The organism is Paenibacillus sp. FSL H7-0918, assembly GCF_038007025.1.
Classification (GTDB): domain Bacteria; phylum Bacillota; class Bacilli; order Paenibacillales; family Paenibacillaceae; genus Paenibacillus_AQ; species Paenibacillus_AQ odorifer.
The window spans coordinates 579778-600955 of the sequence record NZ_JBBOWJ010000002.1 but is presented as its reverse complement, the minus strand read 5'-3'; the positions used below and the strand labels follow the sequence as shown (position 1 = coordinate 600955).

General features: G+C 43.3%; 18 protein-coding genes, 1 tRNA gene and 1 pseudogene. 13 read left to right on the top strand and 7 right to left on the bottom strand.

The window, feature by feature from the left end:
- Positions 1 to 58: 58 nt before the first annotated feature.
- Positions 59 to 1204 carry a response regulator gene (locus MHI15_RS16600; RefSeq protein ID WP_081386357.1) on the bottom strand — a complete coding sequence of 382 codons (1146 nt, stop codon included), beginning with the start codon at positions 1202 to 1204 and terminating at the stop codon, positions 59 to 61.
- Positions 1205 to 1287: 83 nt separating this feature from the next.
- Positions 1288 to 4386, bottom strand: a complete 3099-nt coding sequence (locus MHI15_RS16595) for a hybrid sensor histidine kinase/response regulator (protein ID WP_341164622.1) — start codon at positions 4384 to 4386, stop codon at positions 1288 to 1290.
- Between the two features lie 103 nt (positions 4387 to 4489).
- Between MHI15_RS16595 and MHI15_RS16590 the strand changes: the two genes are divergently transcribed.
- From MHI15_RS16590 to MHI15_RS16575, 4 genes are all read left to right on the top strand, one after another.
- Positions 4490 to 5071, top strand: coding sequence for an RNA polymerase sigma factor (locus tag MHI15_RS16590; RefSeq protein WP_076125482.1), 582 nt, complete (start codon positions 4490 to 4492; stop codon positions 5069 to 5071).
- Positions 5068 to 5520, top strand: a complete 453-nt coding sequence (locus MHI15_RS16585; RefSeq protein ID WP_038569222.1) for an anti-sigma factor family protein — start codon at positions 5068 to 5070, stop codon at positions 5518 to 5520. The genes MHI15_RS16590 and MHI15_RS16585 overlap by 4 nt, the downstream gene beginning before the upstream one ends.
- A gap of 75 nt (positions 5521 to 5595) precedes the next feature.
- Complete coding sequence (locus MHI15_RS16580; protein ID WP_076125480.1) at positions 5596 to 6093, top strand: hypothetical protein; 498 nt, start codon at positions 5596 to 5598, stop codon at positions 6091 to 6093.
- A gap of 17 nt (positions 6094 to 6110) precedes the next feature.
- Positions 6111 to 7202, top strand: a complete 1092-nt coding sequence (locus tag MHI15_RS16575) for a DUF4097 family beta strand repeat-containing protein (protein ID WP_341164621.1) — start codon at positions 6111 to 6113, stop codon at positions 7200 to 7202.
- Positions 7203 to 7278: 76 nt separating this feature from the next.
- Here the strand turns inward: MHI15_RS16575 and MHI15_RS16570 are convergent, their stop codons facing one another.
- Positions 7279 to 8259, bottom strand: coding sequence for an aldo/keto reductase (locus tag MHI15_RS16570; RefSeq protein ID WP_076125476.1), 981 nt, complete (start codon positions 8257 to 8259; stop codon positions 7279 to 7281).
- A 226-nt stretch (positions 8260 to 8485) separates the two neighbouring features.
- On the opposite strand from MHI15_RS16570, the gene leuB reads away from it, so the two are divergent.
- The 5 genes from leuB (at position 8486) to MHI15_RS16545 (ending at position 14040) form a co-directional block, all read left to right on the top strand.
- On the top strand, positions 8486 to 9568 hold the full coding sequence (gene leuB, locus MHI15_RS16565) for a 3-isopropylmalate dehydrogenase (protein WP_036680106.1): 1083 nt from the start codon (positions 8486 to 8488) through the stop codon (positions 9566 to 9568).
- 191 nt (positions 9569 to 9759) lie between these two features.
- A complete protein-coding gene (locus MHI15_RS16560; RefSeq protein WP_036680102.1) occupies positions 9760 to 10299 on the top strand; it encodes a peroxiredoxin in 540 nt (179 codons plus the stop codon).
- Positions 10300 to 10524: 225 nt separating this feature from the next.
- Positions 10525 to 10932 carry a hypothetical protein gene (locus tag MHI15_RS16555; RefSeq protein ID WP_036680100.1) on the top strand — a complete coding sequence of 136 codons (408 nt, stop codon included), beginning with the start codon at positions 10525 to 10527 and terminating at the stop codon, positions 10930 to 10932.
- 391 nt (positions 10933 to 11323) lie between these two features.
- On the top strand, positions 11324 to 12427 hold the full coding sequence (locus MHI15_RS16550; RefSeq protein ID WP_036680098.1) for an ATP-binding protein: 1104 nt from the start codon (positions 11324 to 11326) through the stop codon (positions 12425 to 12427).
- A 107-nt stretch (positions 12428 to 12534) separates the two neighbouring features.
- Complete coding sequence (locus MHI15_RS16545) at positions 12535 to 14040, top strand: leucyl aminopeptidase (protein WP_175623600.1); 1506 nt, start codon at positions 12535 to 12537, stop codon at positions 14038 to 14040.
- A gap of 97 nt (positions 14041 to 14137) precedes the next feature.
- On the opposite strand, the gene MHI15_RS16540 is transcribed toward MHI15_RS16545, so the two are convergent.
- The 4 genes from MHI15_RS16540 to MHI15_RS16525 form a co-directional block, all read right to left on the bottom strand.
- On the bottom strand, positions 14138 to 14284 hold the full coding sequence (locus tag MHI15_RS16540; protein ID WP_172628785.1) for a hypothetical protein: 147 nt from the start codon (positions 14282 to 14284) through the stop codon (positions 14138 to 14140).
- A gap of 103 nt (positions 14285 to 14387) precedes the next feature.
- On the bottom strand, positions 14388 to 14567 hold the full coding sequence (locus MHI15_RS16535; RefSeq protein ID WP_076125472.1) for a FeoB-associated Cys-rich membrane protein: 180 nt from the start codon (positions 14565 to 14567) through the stop codon (positions 14388 to 14390).
- Positions 14568 to 14611: 44 nt separating this feature from the next.
- Positions 14612 to 16624 (bottom strand): ferrous iron transport protein B, encoded by a 2013-nt coding sequence (gene feoB, locus MHI15_RS16530; RefSeq protein WP_341088643.1) that lies wholly within the window; start codon positions 16622 to 16624, stop codon positions 14612 to 14614.
- The gene (locus MHI15_RS16525; protein ID WP_076218517.1) at positions 16621 to 16863 is read right to left on the bottom strand and encodes a FeoA family protein; all 243 of its coding nucleotides are present in this window, start codon (positions 16861 to 16863) and stop codon (positions 16621 to 16623) included. The genes feoB and MHI15_RS16525 overlap by 4 nt, the downstream gene beginning before the upstream one ends.
- A gap of 238 nt (positions 16864 to 17101) precedes the next feature.
- Here MHI15_RS16525 and MHI15_RS16520 point away from each other — a divergent pair, with 238 nt between their 5' ends.
- The 4 genes and pseudogenes from MHI15_RS16520 to MHI15_RS16505 all read left to right on the top strand — a co-directional run.
- The gene (locus MHI15_RS16520) at positions 17102 to 18061 is read left to right on the top strand and encodes an aldolase catalytic domain-containing protein (RefSeq protein WP_339189972.1); all 960 of its coding nucleotides are present in this window, start codon (positions 17102 to 17104) and stop codon (positions 18059 to 18061) included.
- A 244-nt stretch (positions 18062 to 18305) separates the two neighbouring features.
- Complete coding sequence (locus MHI15_RS16515) at positions 18306 to 20432, top strand: putative bifunctional diguanylate cyclase/phosphodiesterase (protein WP_076192986.1); 2127 nt, start codon at positions 18306 to 18308, stop codon at positions 20430 to 20432.
- Between the two features lie 64 nt (positions 20433 to 20496).
- Positions 20497 to 20570, top strand: a tRNA-Gly gene (locus MHI15_RS16510).
- Positions 20571 to 20717: 147 nt separating this feature from the next.
- A pseudogene (locus MHI15_RS16505) lies at positions 20718 to 20981 on the top strand (cation diffusion facilitator family transporter); the annotation flags it as partial.
- Between the last annotated feature and the right edge of the window lie 197 nt (positions 20982 to 21178).

The window sequence follows — 21178 nt, the reverse complement described above, 5'->3', positions numbered from 1 at the left end:
AATAAAGACACCCGGTTTTATCCGGGTGTCTTTATTATGTCTTGATAGGTTATTTAGCTCATCGCACTCTATGGTTAAGCTGTTCCCATTGCTCGTACCATTGCTCAACGCTGGCTGGAAGGCCAAGGTTAAGTTCCTTTTGGAACAAATCCTTGAGCAGCTTGTACTGCTCTTCCACAGCGGAACGTTCTCCAATGCTGTCGTAGACCTTCATTAATCCTAAATGCCCTTGTTCAAAATAAGGCTGTAACTGCACTACTCGTTGATAGACAGTAACGGCCTCGGCAATTCTGTTGCTTTCTATATAAAATTGGGCTATGCCCATTGCATGGTGCAGCCAAATGGTACGAAGACGTTGCCGCTCACTTTCAGCCCATAAATAATCATAATCGTCATAGTAATCTCCAGAATAAAGCTCGAATAAAACTTGATGCTCCGCACAATTAACTTCACTGATGGTTTCCAGAGCCAGGATACCCTGTTCCCACTTATCTACATCAATCAACATTGATCCGGTTTCAAGGGTATAGCCTTCCCCCCCGCTAAGGTTGCTGATATGCAGGTCAACTTCATTCTGCTTTAAGCATTGCCGGACTTGATAAATTGTTGTATAGAGATGGGTAGAGGCCTTTTTCAGATTGAAGTCTGGCCACAGCAGTTCAATCAGCATGTCTTTACTTACGAAGCGGTTGCGATTATGGAGCAAAAAGGCAAATAACTCTTGGGCCTTAGAGGTTCTCCAACGCAGATTATTCAGAGATTGTCCGCCTCGTTCAAAACGAAGCGATTGAAGACAACGAATGGTTACCTCTTCTTTTGCAATTATGAGTTTTGGTGCAAGTGACAATCTTTCTTCTAACCGCTGGACAGCTTTCAATAGTCGGTCATTTCGCACAGGCTTCAAAATATAATCGAGCGCATTAATCTCAAAAGCCTCCACAGCATAATGGTTATACGCGGTAACGAAGATAATATTTGCATTTGGACAGGCCTCTTGGAGCATCTCCGCAGCTTGAAGACCATTAATTTCTGGCATTTCAATATCAATAAAAATAACGTCAGGATGATAAGACGGAGCCTCTTGAATGGCCTGTGAGGGGTCCGTATAGGAAGCGGCTATATGTAAAGATGGTATTTTTTTTAACATAAACTCTAATTTCACAAGGGCAAGCCGTTCATCGTCAACTAATATTGCCTGAATCATTATTAATCACCACTCAGATATAGTATTTTAGCCAAAATACGTCGAATCCTTACTTGATATTTCGGTTCACAATAGTTTGTCTGTTAATCAGAAAGTTTTCGAAGCGGATTTTTTTTGTCAGAAGGAATAATAAAACTCACAGAAGTTCCTTTCCCTTCGGAGCTTTTAATCTGCAGCCCTTTTCCGTAGACCCGCAACAGCCGTTTATGTGTATTTAAAAATCCGATTCCTCTTGCATCATTAGACGGATTGCTGAGCAACTGCTGGAGTTGTTCGTTTTTCATGCCTTGGCCATTGTCTGATATCGTGATTTCAATATCGCCAGCTTGTTCCTTGATGGTTATGGACACCGTTCCTCCTTGGGAGCGACTCAAAATACCGTGCCGGACAGCATTTTCAACCAGTGGCTGTATAGTCAGAGGCGGCAGTTGAAAATGCAAGCTTTCCTCATAATCCCAAAGAATGGTCATCCTATCTTCAAAGCGCTCCTTTTCTATGTAGAGGTAGGCATGAACAAGCTCAAGCTCTCGTTCAATCGGTATCATAGGCTCAGCATTCAGGAAATTGAAGCTTAAACGCAAATAAGAGCTGAAGGCATCCACAAGGTGACTCATTCTATTAATATCAAAAGAAGCCAGCGCGGATATTGAATTTAATGTGTTGAACAAGAAATGTGGTTGTATTTGCGCTTGAAGATAGGCAGCTTCCACACGAAGCCGTTCGTTTACGGACTGTTTTAGATCTGTTAAGGAGCGTACACGGGCCTTCAGCTCTATTGCATTCATAGGCTTCATTACATAGTCATTTGCACCTGAAATAAAACCGGTATAAATATCTTCCGCTTGGCCTCGTGCCGTCAGAAGCAGAATGGGAAGCTCAGCAATGGTGTAACGTTCACGAATTCTATGCGCCAGCTCATACCCGGACATTTGTGGCATCATTACATCTGTAATAATTAAATCCCACTGAACGGTATCCAGCAATAGTAAAGCATCGTTTCCGCTGGTCACCGTAACGATTTCATAGTCCTTGATGGAAAGTACGTTGGTAAGTATTTTTAGATTAACCGGATCATCATCTACAGCCAGAAGCTTGGGTCTCCTTCCTTGGGCTGATGAAACGATACCCGGTGCGGTTAATTTGGATAAAGTGATCATAGATGGCGTGTCTGAGAATTCAGTCATAGAGGGCAGTTCTGAACTCAATACCCGGCTGGTTGAATCGTATAATGGCATTGTGAATGTAAAGGTAGTACCTTCTCCAAGTGTGGAGACTACACTTATTTTCCCGCCGTGAAGTTCAACTAACTGCTTGCTGGTGCTTAATCCAAGCCCGATGCCACCGCTAACTTCGTTCATGCTGGAATCGCCCTGTTCATAGGGCTGGAAAGCTCTGAGCAACGTCTCCTCGTTCATGCCAAGACCCGTATCCGTAATATGAATCTGCGCCGATTTTTTATGAATATCTGCATGGATTCTTATCGTGCCTACAGTCGTATATTTAACAGCATTTTGAAGCAGATTGAACAAGATCTGAATGAGTCTTTTTTCATCAGCCACAATAGAAGGGAATGAATCTGGTATTTCTGAGATTAAGGTTAAAGATTTCCCTTCCGTTAAGAATTTGAACATATCAAGCACACCCACTGCGAAGGATTGGATCTTAAGTTCTCTGAGCTGCAATTGTATATTGCTTTCACGGAGCTGGGATTGATCCAGCAGATCGTCTACCAGAAGGGACATACGTCTTCCAACGGTAATGAGCAGTTTTAAATTCTCAGCATTTTGATGCGTTACAGTGTCACGCTCGCTGTCCAGGACAGTTTCGGCAATGTTAATGATACTGTACAGCGGATTTTTTAATTCATGTGAGGTGTTAGCCAAAAAAGCATCCTTTTGTGTAACACTTCTCTGCAGGCTGTGCGCCAGTTTTTCTGTCTCCTTAGTATTCCAGTGATATCGCTTAAATCCAAAAGTCGCAAAGCACAAAAAGGCGATAATTAGATCAAAAGGATAATAGGTAACGTTAACCCAGTTATAATTCTTGAACATTCCCCAAAGTGTGCTGTTAACGATGGCAAACATAGATAACAACAGGAAAATAGAGCCTTCGTAATTTTTAACAATAGATCTCAGAAAAAGAATTACGACACCTAATGCTAAAACTAATAAATTTATGCCGAAAATCAGTGTGTGAAATTCATAATAGTGAACAACGGGTCCAAATAATATGAACAGGATGTCTACTACGGACAGGATGGTTAGGATACGAATACTTTTTATTTTTAAATCCGTGAACAAAAGATGTTTGCTTGTCTGCAGGATAAAAATAAATACAGCAATATAAGAGATAAAAAATAGCTTGAAATTCCATTGATAGTTCAAGGGAAATACGTGCAATAAAAGCCTGTCATCATCTATGAGTACGGTAGTTATAGCGGATATTACCAGTAGAAAAAAATAGATCAACATCTTTTGCCGCAGCCCAATTATATATAAAATAACAGCATATACAGCGTGCAGTATTAGAACAACACATAATAGCAACTGTAGGCTAATAGAGAGCAGTCTTTCCTGTGTTAAAGCTTTTTCGCTGCCAAAAACAATCGTTTTAGAAATTCCTCCCGTTTGGGAAAAGGAATAGTTGGCTACATGGATCACAATTTCAAGTTCACTTTTATCGGTTGTAAAGGATACTGAATAAGGCAGTATGTACGGAATATAGTGTTCTTTACTCTCAGCAGGAGTGCCAGAGCTGTCCAGCCGTTCACCGTTGATATACACTTCTGAAGAGGACCGAGCTCCGGAAATTAGAAGACTATAGGATTGCTTCTTATGATTATCTGTTAGGACACGTAGCCGATAGGAGCCGTAGCCATAAGCAGATTTATCGCTATCGCTAAGGGCATCTTTCCAGTTCCCCGGGACTTGTATATATTTTGCAGGAGCAGCAGTTACAGATTGTTCGTTGAATGAAGGAAGCAGCATACCCGGATAGAACTCCCACTGCCCATTTAAAATAAGGAGTTTGTCCTGATTCCATTGTTTATCCCGTAAATCCAACACACCATTGATCAGTGGTGGTTGTGTGGTGTGCGGAGAAATCTTTACCCATAGGATACGGAATCCAGTGAGTATAATAAGAAACAATGCGATAATTAAGAAGAGTTTTCTTTTAGTCATAGTAGTTAAACATTATTCGACAACAAACTATATATTCCTCTCTTCAGCCTATTTCAAAAAAACCAAAAAAATTTATGTATAGGTTGCAGGGGAGAACGATTGGTTGGCGTCTAACGTTATGAAGGTGAAGGAGGGGAGAAAGCTGGAAGAGGCAGAATGGATTGCTGCTGTGCTGAACGGTCAACATCAAGCCTTTGGGCATTTGGTGACACGTTACCAAGGCATGGTATACAGAGTATGCGTCAAAATCACAGGAGAAGCCGAATCGGCCAAAGATATGGCCCAGGAGGTTTTTATAAAAGCATATAAAGCGCTCCCCTCTTTCAGAGGACAATCCTCCTTCTCGACATGGCTGTATCGGATTGCCTACCGAACCTGTCTGGACTGGAAACGGGCCAACGATAGGGAGTGGAAGTACCGAAGTGCAGCTGATTACACAGAAAATGATTGGGTAACGTCTCAAACTCCGGAGCATGAGGTACTTGAGCAGGAAACATCAGCTGAATTAGGAGAGAATGTGAACAGTCTGGCGGAACCGTACCGGTCGGTCGTCCAGCTGTACTATTTTCAGCGGAATTCCTATCAAGAGATTGCAGAGCAAAAGGGAGTTTCCGTGAAAACAATCGAATCGCAGCTTTATCGAGCCAGACAGATGATGCGTAAACAAAGGGAGGAATGGCGATGAATTGTGCAATAGTGAAGGAATGGATGCCACATTATATAGACGGCCTACTGTCTCCAGAGATGGAGCTGAGTATCCGATTGCACATAGAGTCATGTCCTGATTGCGCAGAGTGGCTGGAGGAAGCCAAAGCAATGTCGGAGCTGTGGTCGGAAATGGATGCTGACAGAGAACAGTTGCAGGCGCAGATGGACTTCCCGGATCTCGCAGCAGATGTTATGACACATATTGAGCAGCTCGAAACAGGGCGCAGATCACGAGCGACTAAGGCAACCAATGTAAGACGTCGTTCTGCCCCAAAAACCTCATGGATTCATTATGGAGTGGCTGCTTGCCTCAGTTTGTTATTGTTGCAGTTTGGGGTATTTGAGAATTTGGCCTATGGCATTACCGAAATAAACGGCCATATGTCGAATTCAGTAACCCAGTGGTTTGGTGGCTTTGGGAGATAGTAATAAAATAATTGATCATCAATAGATGTTTAAATTGGCTAAAGTTTTGCTACCCAAATTTTAGGAGGATGTATTATGATTAAGAAGAGACGTTGGCTCACTTTTATGCTGGCTATGATACCTGGAGTAGGTCATTTGTACTTAGGCTTTAAAAAGCAGGGTTTACAGTTTATGATCGGGGCCTCCTTATGTATAATGTTTATTCCGTCCGAGCCCTTGATCTTCCCGTTTGCCCTGGCGGCGCTGTGGTTTTATCAGTTGTTTGATGCCCTGCAGAAGGCGGCTTGGATGAAAATAACGGCTGCTGAACACGAACGAATGATGTTTCATCCAGACAGCTTCGGAGCCCCTTGGACCATGGGGATGTCCTCTATGCCTGGATATCCACATGAAGAGATCAATCCAGCTTGGGTGGGAATCGGCTGTGTTGTTGCTGGGTTCCTTATGTTGGTAATCACAGCTTTCCCTACCCTTTGGGATATGCTGACTGAGATCAACATCGGCACGATCTTATTATCAGTGGGTCTGATTGCGTACGGACTGAAGATGTTAAGGAACAATACGAGAGCATAAGAAACGGGGATTTAACTATGGGGAGATGGAAAATAGGAAGTTTCACAGCAGCCTTGGGCTGCATTGCCCTTGGTGTCATTATCGTGATGGCTCAGTATGATATGATCAGCTATGAGGTGCTTGGTTTTTTATGGCCGGCGTTGTTGGTCTTATTCGGAATTGAGATGTTGATTAGACTTTTTATCAAATCCGATGTCAAAAGCCGTGTAAGCGGCTGGGCCATCCTGTTAATTATTGTACTGATCGGAGCAAGTGCTGCTCAGACAGTAATGGCTGGAGGTTCACTCAGCAATCTGATCGGTAATACACATCTAACTCCGCTTAGTGGGAATGTGGAAGTGAAAGAGAATATTACGACGCTCAAAATCGTACTTCCAAGTGGAAAAGTAAAGGTTGAGGGTGTAGCTGGAGGCTCTTTGGATTATGAGGGGAGTTTACTGCTGCCTGGAAACTCGCAAAGTGATGCTGAAAGTGCGCTGGAAAAGAAATGGAAGGTTAGTACTGAAGGAGATACACTGATTATGGAGCTTGATACCGATCATAATTGGTTCTCTAACATTCAGTTTGGATTCAATACCAAAAGTCCTTATTTAAATATAAGTGCACCCAATAACCTTGCTGTTGAGGTTGAGACAAGTGATGGCTCTATAGAAGCCTGGAATCTTAAGTCAGGTATAGAGGTTGAGACAAGTAATGGTGCATTAAATATTCATGATATTGTCGGCGAAGTGGATGCACATACCAGCAATGGGTCACTATCCGTACAGAATATCCAAGGTGAAGTTGAACTTGTGAGCTCTAATGGAGCCATAGTATTGGATAACATTGATGGGGCGTTGTCAGCCAAGAGCAGCAACGGCAAAATTACTATAAACTCAGCAGTGACCGGAAACTGGAAATGTACATCCAGTAACGGAAAGATTATAGTGGGCTTGCCGGCCGTGTCGGATGCGAAAATTATTGCAGATACAAGCAATGGCTCGCTGAAGGGGAATGTACCCTGGGATCGGGACGGCGATAGCTATGGTACCGCTGTGCTTGGTAAAGCCACGTATACTGTGGATTTAAGCACGAGTAATGGAAGTGTGACCGTGGACACAGCTGAATAAGTATGAGTAAAAGGGAGCTGAGGCTTCAGCGAATGGATTCTGCTGAGGCCTCAGCTCCTTTTGTGATAGAACTTACCTACCAAGCATAGGCTTTAGGGGCTTCACCGCCGGGTCCAGGGAATATTTCATCTAGTCGTTTAAGCACAGCTTCATCTAGTACAATCTCAAGACTGCGCAGCGCACTCTCAAATTGCTCCAGTGTGCGGGGGCCGATAATAGGAGCTGTTACAGCAGGATTAGCCAGTAGCCAAGCAAGAGCGACATTATCCTGTGGTTCTCCTAGCTCCATACATAAGCTGGAAAAAGCCTCAAGCTGGCTCTTGTGCTGTTCTACACGATCTGCATTTCCGCCACTTCGGCTGCCCTCTATTTTTTTGAGTGCATTTCTTCCGAGCAGACCTCCATCGAGTGGACTCCAAGGAATAATACCTAGCCCCAGATGGCGAGCGGCTGGCAAAACTTCAAGTTCAGGAAGCCGACAGGTCAGACTGTATTTATGCTGCTCTGAGACTAGTCCAAGAAAACCACGAGCCTTTGCTTCTTGTTGTGCTATGGCGATATCCCAGCCTGCGAAGTTACTGGAACCGACATAACCAATCTTGCCTTGACTCACAGCCAGCTCGAAAGCCCCCCAGAGCTCTTCCCAGGACGTACTGCGGTCTATATGATGCATCTGGTACAATTCAATATGATCGGTCTGAAGACGCTGCAGGGACCCTTCAAGATGGCGGCGAATGATATATGAGGATAATCCTTCTTCATCATTAGGACCATCAAGCTTATCATTCATGGCTCCATAAACTTTGGTGGCTAGTACAACCTTTTCCCGCCGCCCGCCGCCTTGTTTAAACCAGCGTCCGATAATGGTTTCAGTCAGGCCAGAATTTTCGCCCCAGCCGTAAATGTTAGCGGTATCAAAAAAATTAACACCTGCATCCAGTGCAGCGTCCATGATGCGGAAGGCTTCTTTTTCATCCGTCTGTGGGCCAAAATTCATCGTTCCTAGACATAGGCGACTGACCTTCATGCCGGATTTGCCAAGCTTTGTATAATGCACTTCGCATTCACTCCTTTGATAGATGACTTCATAGTAATTGTAAACATCTTCAGAACTAAGAGCAAATATGCTCAGCATTTACGGTGGTGTTCTGATTCTCACTGTTTATAGGCTATACCTATCAGTTCAATAGAATCTATATCTTTGTCCTTTACGACTGGGTATGATACAACAATATAAAGAAGAACTATGTCTGTTAGAGCAGAAAACTTGAGGAGTGACTGAGATGAGTGAAGTTAAAAAAATCGCCGTTATCGCAGGGGACGGTATTGGACCAGAAGTTGTAGCAGAAGCGGAAAAAGTATTGAAAGTAACAGAAGAAGTATTCGGTTATGCCTTTGAAACAGAGCATGCATTATTTGGCGGTATCGCTATAGACGAGAAGGGCACTCCGCTGCCGGAAGATACACTTGAAATCTGTCGTAGCGCAGATGCTGTGTTATTGGGTGCTGTTGGTGGACCAAAATGGGATAATAATCCAAAGGAGCTTCGTCCTGAAACCGGACTGCTCGGAATTCGCAAAGCACTGGGGTTGTTCTCCAACCTGCGTCCAGCTGTCGTATTTGACTGTCTTAAGGATGCTTCGACTTTGAAGCCTGAAGTCCTGGAAGGCACAGATCTTATGGTAGTTCGCGAACTGACTGGCGGGATTTATTTCGGAGATAAATTGCGCCGTCAAGGAGAACATGGTGAAGAAGCTGTGGACACCTGTGTATATAACGTAATGGAAGTAGAACGAATTGTCCGCCAAGCTTTTGAAATTGCCGGCAAGCGCCGCAATAAACTGGCGAGTGTTGATAAAGCGAATGTACTTGAAACTTCACGTTTGTGGCGTGAGGTTGTGAATAAGATCGCTCCAGAATATCCGGAGGTAGAGGTAGAGCATGTACTGGTTGATAACTGCGCAATGCAGCTGCTGCGCCGTCCATCTAGCTTTGACGTTATCGTTACTGAGAACATGTTTGGTGATATCCTAAGCGACGAGGCTGCTATGCTGACAGGTTCTATCGGTATGCTTGCTTCGGCTTCGATGGGTGACGGCAACTATGGTCTCTACGAGCCCGTTCACGGCTCTGCTCCTGATATTGCCGGACAAGGGCTTGCGAACCCGATCGCAACAATCTTGTCACTGGCCCTTATGTTCCGCTTAACCTTTGGTTATGAGGATGCTGCTGCTGCAATCGAAGCTGCAGTTGCTGCAGTATTGGATGCAGGACACCGTACAAGTGATATCGCCGTGGATAAGAGCAAAGCGATCAGTACAACTGAAATGGGCGACCTGATTGTTGCAGCAATCCGCAAAGCTTAATTATTAGTTTATAATGATTATAAATAAATAATTGATCTAATCTTGACTTTGATTTTGTGCGATGATACCATTTGTTTAGTAGACAAGATATTATCGATTTCTGCAAATTTCAATATATTTCAGTATATTTCAGTATATTGAGAGATACAAATGGTACTTTTTCTTACATAATCAGAGGGAGGATTCTAGCAATGGCGGAACGTTTAGTAGGTAGACCGGCTCCCGATTTTACTATGGAAACCGTATCAGGTGATGGTAAGGATTTTGGTAAAGTAAGCTTGTCTGATTATCGTGGCAAATGGCTTGTATTCTTCTTCTATCCGCTTGATTTCACATTTGTATGTCCAACTGAAATCACAGCTCTCAGTGACGCAGCAGCACAGTTTGAAGCACTTGATACAGCGATTCTCGGCGCAAGCATCGATTCGATCCACAGCCACAAAGCTTGGATCAATACCCCTAAGGATTCTAATGGCCTGGGTCGTTTGAATTTCCCGCTTGCAGCTGATATTACGAAACAAGTCTCTAAAGACTATGGCATTCTGATTGAAGAAGAAGGTATCGCATTGCGTGGTTTGTTCATAATCGATCCTGAAGGCGAATTGAAATATCAAGTCGTTAACCACAATGATGTAGGCCGCAGCGTGGAAGAAACACTTCGTGTTCTGCAAGCCTTGCAATCTGGTGGTTTATGCCCAATGAACTGGAAGCCGGGAGATAAGAATCTGTAAATTTTAGACCGTTATCATAGTGATCCTTGATATTCTGATTTCTACCTCCTTGCAGAAAATTTTCTGTAAGGGGGTTTTTTGCTCCAAAAGATCTTGTATATCTAAATAGATTTGAAAATAGGCGCGAAAAGTTATATTATGTCCTCGAGTGGAGGAATCTCCATTGGGGTAATGTAATACAATAATAAACAATCAAAGGGTTATTTCTAAGGAGGGCGAACAAATATGAGCTTTTGCTGTGGAGCGAGTATGGTAGGAACAAAGGGGACCCTAAAACATTATCGCACGCAAGTCCATAATGTTCCCCTGCTTTTTTGTCCGGTATGTCATCGTGTGGAGGTTCACTACAAGGTCGAGAATGAATATGAGATCTTAGCGGAATATGCACATGGAGATGGTGTTACCGACGTGGACTTTCAGGACTATGTCATGGAAGACGAAACTGCAATATTCGAGAACGTCATTAACGTCGAGAGTGAAGATCCTCTAGCCGTTGTACGCAATCAGATCGATATGGCGCTTGACCTGCTAGCTGTAGCCAAACAGATTGAGGATACCAAGTGGGAACGGGAATTGAAAAAAAGGTTAGCTGTGATGAGTCAGCGCCGTCTACGCCTGCAACAAAAGGCATAAGTTTATTACTAATTTTTTGGGCATGCCCCATTTTTCCATGTAAGCCTCCGCAATCGCGGGGGCTTTTTAGCTTTTTATAATCCTTTTTAGTTTTTCGTGATCCTTTTTAGATTTTTTTAAATCATTTAGGCGAATAAATAGCGATAAATATAATTTGATGTGATGTTTCATATGTCTTTGGAATCATTTTATGAATTTTTTTACCATTCGACAGTTTCTCCGATTGCGTTGTCTAGTTCTCTTGGATATGATTGGAATATAATTGAACCGGTTGGAAAAAGTGCAACGATTACCGAATGTTCTGGCGGCTTCGTCATACACTCAAATACATAGTAATTTGATGTCGCTTAAGCGTCTTCGTCAAATGCAGTAAAAGGGGGAACTTCGTATCGTGATTAGCCAATATCAAGAAAGTCTTCTATTACCGGGAAGAACCTATCAAACTGGACCTGTGGATACTACATACGAGGATGTTCTAGAGAATATTGACAGCGGAATCATGCTTTTTGATGAAGAGGGAGTTATAAGTTTTGTAAATAAGCAAATGTACGGGATGCTTGAGCTTACCCGTCACTCTCTTGTGGGCTGCACATTTTCCCATCTGCTGTCTAATGTTCGACTGAGCCGTTCCAAGAAAAAACAAGTACTGCAGAGCTACAGAGAGATGGTATACAAAGGAAAATCAAATTATGAGTTTCTAGACGAGTATGGCCGTTACTGGAAGGTTACTTTATGCTGCGGAGAGCAAATGAAAGGCTGTTATTTGTTCACTGTCAAGGAAATCTCGGATTATAAGTTAATCGAACAAACGGCTTACCAGAACGATAGCTTGGCTATGCTAGGCAAATTATCCGCATCTATTGCCCATGAAATCCGGAATCCGTTGACCGCGATCCGGGGATTTATTCAACTGCTTCATCCATACTTGCATCAACTGGGGAAAGAGGAATATGCCAAGATTATATTGGCCGAGATCGATCGTGCGAACGATATTATCCATGAATTTCTGTCCTCCTCTAAGCCGTCAGTTCCGCAGGTGGGGATGATACCCGTGTCCGCATTGCTCAAGGAGGTTGTTCTCCTTACAGAGAGCGAAGCTTTAATGAAGGGCTGCCAGATCAATCTTCATCCTCTTCAAGAGGACATGGTGATTTCTGGCGATGTCAAACAGATGAAGCAAGTTGTGCTTAATATGATTAGAAATGCAATGGAGGCTGTAGCGGATCGAGAAGATGATTCGATGGGGAAAATCGAGGTTGGTGCCCGCAGAGAAGGCTCTGAGGTCCGTATGTTCATATCTGACAACGGTAAAGGAATGGATATTCGTACACTGGACAGGTTATTTAATCCTTTCTTTACTACCAAAGAGAATGGTACAGGATTGGGTCTTTCCGTAAGTGACCGCATCATCAAAAATCATGGCGGATGCATTTCTGTTAGCAGCAGAGTCAACGAGGGTACTCATTTTGTGATCTCTTTGCCATTAATCCATTAGAATAAGTAATAAGAGGCTGATCCCTGCGGATAATACAGATGCGGAGATCAGCCTTTGCTTATGTTACAATGGGTGTTGGTTTGGGGAAACAAATGGAGGGAATCACAATGAATATAGAATACAACAGTGGTGTTGCCAACAATGTGCAGGGTGATGCCCTTATCCTTATTATTTCTGAGTCTGAGGTCGAAAATGGAGGATTTTCCGAGGGCTGGGATGACAGAATTCGCCTATTGGGAAAGGCAGGTTTATTTAAAGGCAAGCTTAATCAGACTTATGTACTACCTGCTGAGAATTCATCTGGTTGTCCTGTTGTTATTTTGGTTGGCAGGGGGGACCAACTTCTCACGACTGAGGATCTAAGGCAAATGGGGGCTCAGACAGCCCGTGCAGCACTTCGTTTGAAGGCGCTCAAGCTGGTATTTGAAGTGCCGGAAAAATTACAGGAGCTTACCGTAGAGAAGGATGTGACTTCTATTGCTTATGCGCTGACGGAGGGGCTAATGCTTGGTTCCTATCGTCGGGCTACCTATAAGCAGGTGCAGTCTTTTTATACAGGCCCAACAGCAGTTGTTTTCACTATAAAAGAGAAATTAGAGGGTACTGCCGGGCGGGATTGGACTCAAGGCATTCAGAAGGGGCTAGCTTTCGGTGAGGCCACGAATTTGGCGCGGAGCTTGACCAACATGCCTGGTAATCTATTGACCCCCTCAGACCTTGCTGTGGCCGCTATAGAGGTTGCTGAGCGATATGGCTTTCCTTCTGAGGTGCTGGATGAACGGGAAATTGAGCAAAAAGGAATGGGCGGATTGCTCGCCGTCGGAAAAGGAAGTGTAAACCCTCCACGAATGATCGTCATCCGTTATCAGGGGACAGGGAATTGGGATAACGTAGTGGGGCTTGTAGGGAAGGGAGTTACCTTTGACACCGGCGGGATCTCCTTAAAAAGAGCATCAGGTATGGAAGAGCTGATTAGTGATATGGGAGGGGCAGCGGCAGTACTCGGAGTAATGGTGGCACTTGGCCGCTTACGTCCACGAATTAATGTCGTTATGGTTATTCCTTCTGCGGAGAATATGCCATCGGCCAATGCTTTTAAGCCTGGAGATGTTATTACCTCCATGAGCGGACGAACGATAGAAGTGTTGAATACCGACGCTGAAGGCAGAATTGTCCTGGGAGATGCGCTGACTTATGCTAGGGAATGGGGAGCGAAACGTATTATCGATGTAGCTACGCTGACAGGCGCTGTGTTGTCCACTTTGGGAGATATAGCAACGGGTGCTGTGACTAATGATGAAGCGTTTCTGGAGCGATTTCTGGCCGCTTCAAGCTATTCAGGGGAAAAGGTCTGGCCGCTTCCGGCATACCCGGAATTTCGTGAGATGCTAAAGAGCGAGGTTGCCGATATCCGTAACACTGCTGGAAGATATGGTGGAGCTACTACAGGCGGATTATTTGTAGGTGAGTTTGCTGAGGGCTTGCCATGGATTCATCTAGACATTGCTGGCACTGCATATGTATCTAAAGAACGTGGAGTTAATCCTAAGGGAGCAACAGGTGTCATGGTTCGTTCTATCATTCAGTGGCTGCTGAGCGAAAGCGAGATCTAAACATCCGGGGAGCTGTCCGTTCTAAACAACAAGGGGTGTTCCCTAAACCAGAGTCTGGTTTAGGGAACACCCTTTATTGAAATCCAAGAGCAGAAGCTTAAACAGTACCACTGGATTTTTTGGCCTTCGATTGGGAAGTGTAGGATTGAATGCCGTTCATAATTTTATCGCGAGTTCCCTTATTCTTCAGTAAATATACTGCTCCCAATGCGACTGTTGTAAATAATGTCTTTTTGGTATTCATAGGAATTACCTCCTTGGTATTGTCTGTAGTTGCTTATAACAAACATACCCGTTAGTTAAGGAGGCTAAACGATAAATCTCTATTTATTGCTCGTTTTACAAGCTTACTTCTTGTTGTTAACCGGTGTTGAACAACAAGAAAGAGGGGAATCCACCGATGCTGCCGAGCAGCTTTTTCCTTTATCACAGCCTGCACAAGCGCCCTGCTTCCCCTTTTGCACATGTCGATAGATGGTCCAGCCAGAATAACCGAAAATTAAGGCGACAATCACAACATTTATCATAATGGTACCCCACTTTCATCATGAGAATCTTATAATTTACAAGTCTACGACCATCCTAATAACCGTCCGCCTTGAAAAATAATTAAAGATACGATATACGCCAGAACGAGAGAATAGCCCATGGAGAAGAAGGTCCATTTCCAAGACGCTGTTTCTTTTTTGATTACCCCTACAGTAGCCAAACAAGGAATATATAGCAGGATAAAGGCCATAAAGCTGATCGAACTCAATGGTGTGAAGACTTGAGAAATTTGATTTTCTAAACCAGCAGCATCTGGTGCATGATAGATGATATTCATGGTAGAGACTACGACCTCTTTTGCCAAAAAACCCGGAACCAATGTAGAGCCAGCCTGCCATGTTCCGAAACCAAGCGGTGCCAGTAGCGGGGCGATCATACCTCCAAACTTAGCCAGGAAGCTGTGATCCATGTCCACATCAAACCCGCCAGGACCGGCATAAGACATAAACCAAATAATTGCTGAGCCTGCAAGAATAATAGTTCCAGCTTTTCGCAGGAAACCTTTGCCCTTTTCCCAAGTGCTGCGCGATAAGGTCTTGATCTGCGGCATGCGATAAGGTGGAAGCTCGATCATGAAAACTGAGGATTCATTTTTGAATAAATATTTAGAGAATACCTTACAAAGAATCAGCGCAAACACAATACCCATCACATACATGGACAGAACTGCTACGGCCTCTTGCGCCGGAAAAAACACAGCTGCGAATAAAGCGTAAACAGGCAGTCTCGCAGAACAGGACATCAGCGGCATTAGCAATGTGGTCAGCATTCGGTCTTTGGGCTGTTCGATGCTGCGCGCCGCCATTATGGCAGGTACATTGCAGCCAAAGCCAATGATGAATGGAATAAATGCTTTTCCGTTTAGTCCCATACGTTCCATCGTGCTGTCCATTAATAAGCAAACCCGAGCCATGTATCCTGAATCCTCCAAGAAGGAAATGATCAGGAAGAGAATGAAGATTTGCGGGACAAAGACGAGGACGCCCCCTACACCGCTAATTAATCCTTCGACGATCAGGGCATGGGTGAAGCTGGATGCTCCAAGCGTCTGTAGCAGGGAATTGGCTCCATCACTAATCGGTCCGGAGATCAGGCCATCGAGGAGATCTGATAGAGGTCCGCCGACCCAGTCAAATGTGGTCTTAAAGAGAGCATACATAAAGAAGATAAATAAGGGCAGTCCTAGAAAACGATGCGTCAATATGGAATCTAATTTTTCTGTTAAGTTATGAGGCTTCTGCGTTGTTGTATCAAGTACAACCTCACAAATGGAGTGGATATAATCCATCCGCTGTGAGCGAATCCATTGGGGGAGCGTCAGGGCCAGCTTTTTGATCTGTAGCTCACTCTGACAGGATTCACAGATATTTAGCAGGCGGGTGGTGTCCATACGTGTCTTTAGAAAATGAAGAATAACCGGATTCTGCTCCATAAGCTGTAGAGCAATCCAGCGGTGATTGGGTAAGTCCTTGATAGGAAGTAATTCCTTTTCTATAGAAGATATCGCATGCTCTACAATCTCACCGTAGTTTAACTTGAACTTTACAGCGGGAATCGCAGAGGATTTCTCTAAAATACTGAGGACTTGTGCGCAGCCTTTTCCCGTTCTTGCAACAAGTGGGAGGACAGTTATACCCAGTCGTGATTGTAAGACTTCATGATTGATGCGAATTCCACGTGCATTAGCGACGTCAATCATATTCAGTCCGAGTAAGGTAGGTTTGCCATACTCAAGTAATTGAAGCGTGAGCAGCAGATTTCGTTCCAGCTGTGAAGCATCCACGATATTAATTAAGGCTTCAGGAGATTCTTCTATTAAATACTGGGCAGCAACTCCCTCATCACGTGAGAGTGGGTGCAAGGAATAAATGCCCGGCAAATCAATGAGCTTGCCAGCGCCGTTCTTCAGGCTGCCGATCTTCTTTTCTACCGTTACCCCAGACCAGTTACCAACATATTCGTATGAGGAGGTCAATGTATTGAAGAGAGAGGTTTTACCTGTATTGGGGTTACCTACAAGTGCTATTGAACTCAAGACACGTTCACCTCAATCAATGAAGCTTCCTTCCGGCGGATGGCGAACAGTTGTCCATTGCATTCCAAGGTAATAGGTCCTAAAAAAGGTCCTTTTCCTTTCAGGCGAATGCTTACACCCTCGGACACTCCAAGATCAGCCAGACGACGACGCAGGATGGGGTTGATTCCTTCTATTTTATGAATACATCCAGTCGAACCCGGTTGTAGTCGCAGTAATGAGCAAGAGGTAGAAGCCATTTTTATCCCTCCAAAAGAGACTGATAATCAATCTCAATGATTTTCTTGTAATGTAGCATTTTTAGGGCTTATTTACTGTGATCATTGTCGCTGACACGATGTGGTAATAGCATTAAAGAGAAGAAGATGAAATTCCTTTACATTTTATTCTTCATTAAAGTATGATTATACGATATAAATTGCATAGTAAAGCTATATTCGCGGTTATAATGATTGCAATAGTTGAAGGGAGATAATTATGAAGACTAATCAATGTAAGATTGTTGACTGCACCATCCGAGATGGGGGCCTAGTGAACAACTGGGATTTTAGTGTGGAATTTGTACAAAACTTATATGCCGGCTTGAATGAAGCTGGTGTTGATTATATGGAAATCGGTTATAAAAATTCACCAAAATTGCTCAAAGGAGCAGAGGGTGCCGGACCATGGCGTTTTCTGGACGATGATTTCCTGCGTAAAGTGATTCCGCAAAAAGGTCACACCAAGCTATCTGCTTTGGTTGATATCGGCCGCGTGGATGAGAATGATATTTTGCCCCGCAGCGAAAGTATGCTGGATTTGATTCGTGTGGCATGCTACAGCAAAGATGTAGAGAAAGCCTTGCAATTGGTACAAACTTTCCATGATCTAGGCTATGAGACAACGATCAACATTATGGCTTTGTCTAATGTTATGGAGAATGAATTGTTGGAAGCTTTTGAAATGATCCGTGAGAGCGTTGTTGATGTGGTATATATTGTAGATTCATACGGCAGCTTGGATCACAATGACATGAATTATCTGGTTGAGAAGTTCAAGACACATCTGCCAAACAAACGTCTAGGCGTACATACTCACAATAATCTTCAGTTGGCGTTCTCCAACACGTTGATTGCTGCTGAGAATGGTGTAGAGTTACTGGATGCTTCTTGTTATGGAATGGGACGAGCTGCAGGAAATTGCCCTACAGAGCTGTTAGTAACTCATTTGAAGAAAACACGTTACTCCTTGCGCCCTGTGCTTGATATTATTGAACGCCTGATGATTCCTTTGCGTGAGAAAGAGGAGTGGGGCTATATCATTCCTTATATGATCACAGGTACACTTGATGAGCATCCACGTTCAGCAATGGCACTTCGTGCATCTGCAGACAAGGATAAATCCGTTGATTTTTTTGATAAGCTTACAACACCAGAAGTAACCTTTGGTGACAAATAAACTTGAGTTTCTTAGAAGCACTGAACCCTTTCGTAGGGGGAAGTGCTTTTTTGGTTGCCTGCTAGCAGAAAATGGTTTATATTTATGCAAGATTTATGAATATATAACTTATAAACGCGCCTTCCTTTTGAATGCCCATAAAAGAAATGTAACTTAAAAGTCCTATCCCGCCGATATTTATACATAGGACATAACTATACTTGAATGTTAATTAATAGATATTATTTTCAGACGCGAGGGACTTATGAGACAAGAAGAGAAAAAGACAATTCAAGCAGCTGCTGTAGGCGCCTTGCTGTTCCTTTTAATTCAAATTTTCCATACATCGCTTAACCGATTGGACGATTGGGATATTATTTCTTCTCTCTATCTCATTGTCGGCTGCTGTAATGTTGCTTTTGGATTTGCGATATTTGCACAGGGCTGGTTATTCTTCTCTAGCAGATTATCTAAAGGAAGATTATATGCCGCTGCTCTTTTTGGTGGAATATGTATTATTGATTTCTTGCATACACTGGGTTTTGTCGGCGTCCCGTTGATTTCATCATTCATAACTTTTGAAGAATCGTTGTGGCTGCGAACCCTCTCACGACTAATCAGCGGTTTAGGAATGTTGTTTATTTTTAGCAGGGAAGATAAGCCCGTGTCTGTCTCTGAAAAAAGAAAATTGTTTAGAATAGCCTTCATGTTGATTGTGCTTTCCATTGTTTTGTTTATTTTCAGCCACTCGGCATTGCCTCAGTTATTAACTAAGCCTTGGATGAATCCATTGAAGCAGATTGCTGATTTAGCAGTTCTTTTTGTTTACTTGGCAGGTGTTGCAGTTATTGTATTTCCTGAAAAAAGTGAAAAGTCAGCCTCACTGCTTATTATTATTCGAGCACTTATCTTTTTCTCTTTGGGCCAAGCCTTTTTTATGAGTCCATTCAGTAGTGGCAATATAGATGATCTTTTTGGAATGGTGTGTAGCGGAGTTGCTTACTACTTGCTGCTTACCGGAGTATATCGTCTGACGATTGAAGAACCTTTTTACGAAAAGCAGTTGGCTGAGGAGCGGATCAATTATTTAGCCTATCATGATGATTTAACGGGACTTCCCAATAGACGTCGTCTGACGCAGCGTGTAGAAGAGATGATTATTGCTGGAGAGAAGAAAACGAGCGATAAATTCTCAGCGTTAGCTATTATGAATATTAATCATTTCAAGAATATAAATGACTCCCTGGGCCATTTTGCCGGAGACCATTTATTGAAGCTGGTGTCTGAGCGGCTTGTGAATGAGGCCAAATCTACTGAAGAGCTTTATAGTATGGGGGCGGATGAGTTCGCTTTTCTTATGATGGAGAGAGCAAGTCTTGGAGAATGTTTGGTACGAGCTACGGAGCTGCATCGATTGTTTGAGGTACCTATTGCCTTAGAGTCGGGGGAGTACCATATTTCGCTTAGTATGGGGTTAAGTATTTATCCCGGTGACGGTGAAACTGCGGAACATCTGATTCAGAATGCTGATACGGCTGTACATAATGCCAAGGAACAGGGAGTGGAGATTCGCCGGTATATCCCAGCTATGCAGATGAAAGCAAAGGAACGTCTAAAGCTGGAAAATGACCTCCGCAGAGCGCTTGAACGCAATGAATTCTTTCTGGTGTATCAGCCAAAGGTTTTGCTGGAGACGGAAGAGATCGTAGGAATGGAAGCTCTGCTCCGCTGGAATCATCCGAAACGTGGTCTGGTCTCTCCTGCGGAATTTATCCCGTTAGCTGAGGAGAGTGGACTCATTGTTCCGATTGGGGAATGGGTACTCAAAACAGCTTGTCTGCAGAATAAAAAATGGCAGCTGGCCGGCTATGTGCCGATTTGCGTCTCCATCAACCTATCTATGCGGCAATTCCTTCAGCCTAATCTAGCAGGGAGGATTCATACCATCTTAACCGACATTGGATTAGATCCGTGTTATGTCGACCTTGAGATTACTGAGAGTATGACCTTGGATAAAGAAACAGCCTTTGATCAGCTGAAACGTCTGAAAGAGCTTGGTGTCTTCATCAGTATTGATGATTTTGGTACAGGCTACAGCTCCCTGCATTATCTAAAGAACATGCCAATCGACAGATTGAAAATCGACAGGTCGTTCGTATCAGAGGTTATGGAGGACAGCAACAATGCTGCTATAGTCTCTACAATCACTTCTATGGCGCATCATTTGAAGCTGAAGGTTACGGCTGAGGGTGTTGAGAACAAGGAGCAGCTGCAGTTTTTGCGTGAGCAGCATTGTCATGAAGCTCAAGGATTTCTGTTCAGCAAACCTATTCAACCAGCAGAGTTTGAGGCGATATTTTTAAAAAAGGCACCCCTCGGCGCTTCCCTGTAAACTAAAAAAATGTTGATTTTTACTTGTAGAGATGATACAATAACTCTTGTATTCACTTTCTAGTGCGGGTGTAGTTCAATGGTAGAACTTCAGCCTTCCAAGCTGATAGCGTGGGTTCGATTCCCATCACCCGCTCCATAATTCAAACTTCCAAATCCTTGCGATGCAAGGGTTTTTTTATATCCCATCAGCCTATTAATGGTTGGTGGGATTTTTTTGTTTATGCTATTTGCCTAATGGAAAAACTTTAATATAGCGTACTTTTAAGAAAAGGTTGTGAAACTTTTGAATGGTGCAAAGATTGCGTTCCTATCTGTACTTAGCAATACATTTATCGTTTCTTTAAAGCTTATGGTCGGAGTACTTACAGGTTCAGTAGCAATTATCTCGGAAGCGATCCACTCCTCCTTAGATTTAGTTGCTTCGTTGATTGCTTTTTTCTCGGTCCGATGGTCGAGTCGCTCTGCGAATAAAGCTCATCCTTATGGTCATGGCAAAGTGGAGAATATCTCAGGGACGATTGAAACGTTGCTTATTTTTGTTGCTGGAGATATTACATGAAGGATAATAATTGTGATTAAGCACAGAGTTTCTCTGCTATTTCAATATTTTGTATTAAGTGATATGGTGATTATATCTCTTTTATATTCATTCTATATGGGGGACGGATAATGATCGCTTATTTAAGACCTTTAATAATAAGTAGCTCAGTTAAAAGCCTGATTTTTCTTTTAATAATAATGGTG